At 52.5% G+C, this 1,709-nt stretch carries 1 rRNA gene; it reads left to right on the forward strand.

The features are described from left to right. Positions 1–122 precede the first annotated feature (122 nt). Positions 123–1,665: ribosomal RNA gene (locus L9G74_RS19795) — 16S ribosomal RNA — on the forward strand. The last annotated feature ends 44 nt before the right edge of the window (positions 1,666–1,709 follow it).

The following is a 1,709-nucleotide window of genomic DNA, read 5'->3' on the forward strand; positions in this document are numbered from 1 at the left end:
ATGCTCTTTAACAAGTTATCAAGCAATCTGTGTGGGCACTCTCAAAGTGGTATATCGACAAACGATTTATCGACTTTATGAAGAGTGTTCATACGAACAGAATTCATTAGAGTCAAAACTTTTAATTGAAGAGTTTGATCATGGCTCAGATTGAACGCTGGCGGCAGGCCTAACACATGCAAGTCGAGCGGCAGCGGGGAGTAGCTTGCTACTCTGCCGGCGAGCGGCGGACGGGTGAGTAATGTCTGGGAACTTGCCCATTCGAGGGGGATAACAGTTGGAAACGACTGCTAATACCGCATACGCCCTACGGGGGAAAGCAGGGGAACTTCGGTCCTTGCGCGAATGGATAGGCCCAGATGGGATTAGCTAGTAGGTGAGGTAAAGGCTCACCTAGGCGACGATCTCTAGCTGGTTTGAGAGGATGATCAGCCACACTGGAACTGAGACACGGTCCAGACTCCTACGGGAGGCAGCAGTGGGGAATATTGCACAATGGGGGAAACCCTGATGCAGCCATGCCGCGTGTGTGAAGAAGGCCTTCGGGTTGTAAAGCACTTTCAGCGAGGAGGAAAGGTTAGTAGTTAATACCTGCTAGCTGTGACGTTACTCGCAGAAGAAGCACCGGCTAACTCCGTGCCAGCAGCCGCGGTAATACGGAGGGTGCGAGCGTTAATCGGAATTACTGGGCGTAAAGCGTGCGCAGGCGGTTTGTTAAGCGAGATGTGAAAGCCCCGGGCTCAACCTGGGAATTGCATTTCGAACTGGCAAGCTAGAGTCTTGTAGAGGGGGGTAGAATTTCAGGTGTAGCGGTGAAATGCGTAGAGATCTGAAGGAATACCGGTGGCGAAGGCGGCCCCCTGGACAAAGACTGACGCTCATGCACGAAAGCGTGGGGAGCAAACAGGATTAGATACCCTGGTAGTCCACGCCGTAAACGATGTCTACTCGGAGTTTGGTGTCTTGAACACTGGGCTCTCAAGCTAACGCATTAAGTAGACCGCCTGGGGAGTACGGCCGCAAGGTTAAAACTCAAATGAATTGACGGGGGCCCGCACAAGCGGTGGAGCATGTGGTTTAATTCGATGCAACGCGAAGAACCTTACCTACTCTTGACATCCACAGAATCTGGTAGAGATACCTCAGTGCCTTCGGGAACTGTGAGACAGGTGCTGCATGGCTGTCGTCAGCTCGTGTTGTGAAATGTTGGGTTAAGTCCCGCAACGAGCGCAACCCTTATCCTTACTTGCCAGCGGGTAATGCCGGGAACTTTAGGGAGACTGCCGGTGATAAACCGGAGGAAGGTGGGGACGACGTCAAGTCATCATGGCCCTTACGAGTAGGGCTACACACGTGCTACAATGGTCAGTACAGAGGGAAGCGAAGCAGCGATGTGGAGCGAATCTCTTAAAGCTGGTCGTAGTCCGGATCGGAGTCTGCAACTCGACTCCGTGAAGTCGGAATCGCTAGTAATCGCAAATCAGAATGTTGCGGTGAATACGTTCCCGGGCCTTGTACACACCGCCCGTCACACCATGGGAGTGGGTTGCACCAGAAGTAGATAGCTTAACCTTCGGGGGGGCGTTTACCACGGTGTGATTCATGACTGGGGTGAAGTCGTAACAAGGTAGCCCTAGGGGAACCTGGGGCTGGATCACCTCCTTACCTAAGCGATTATCGTTTTGATGAGTGTTCACACAGATTGCTTG

It is taken from the genome of Shewanella electrica (genome assembly GCF_022321485.1).
In the GTDB taxonomy this organism is placed as follows: domain Bacteria; phylum Pseudomonadota; class Gammaproteobacteria; order Enterobacterales; family Shewanellaceae; genus Shewanella; species Shewanella electrica.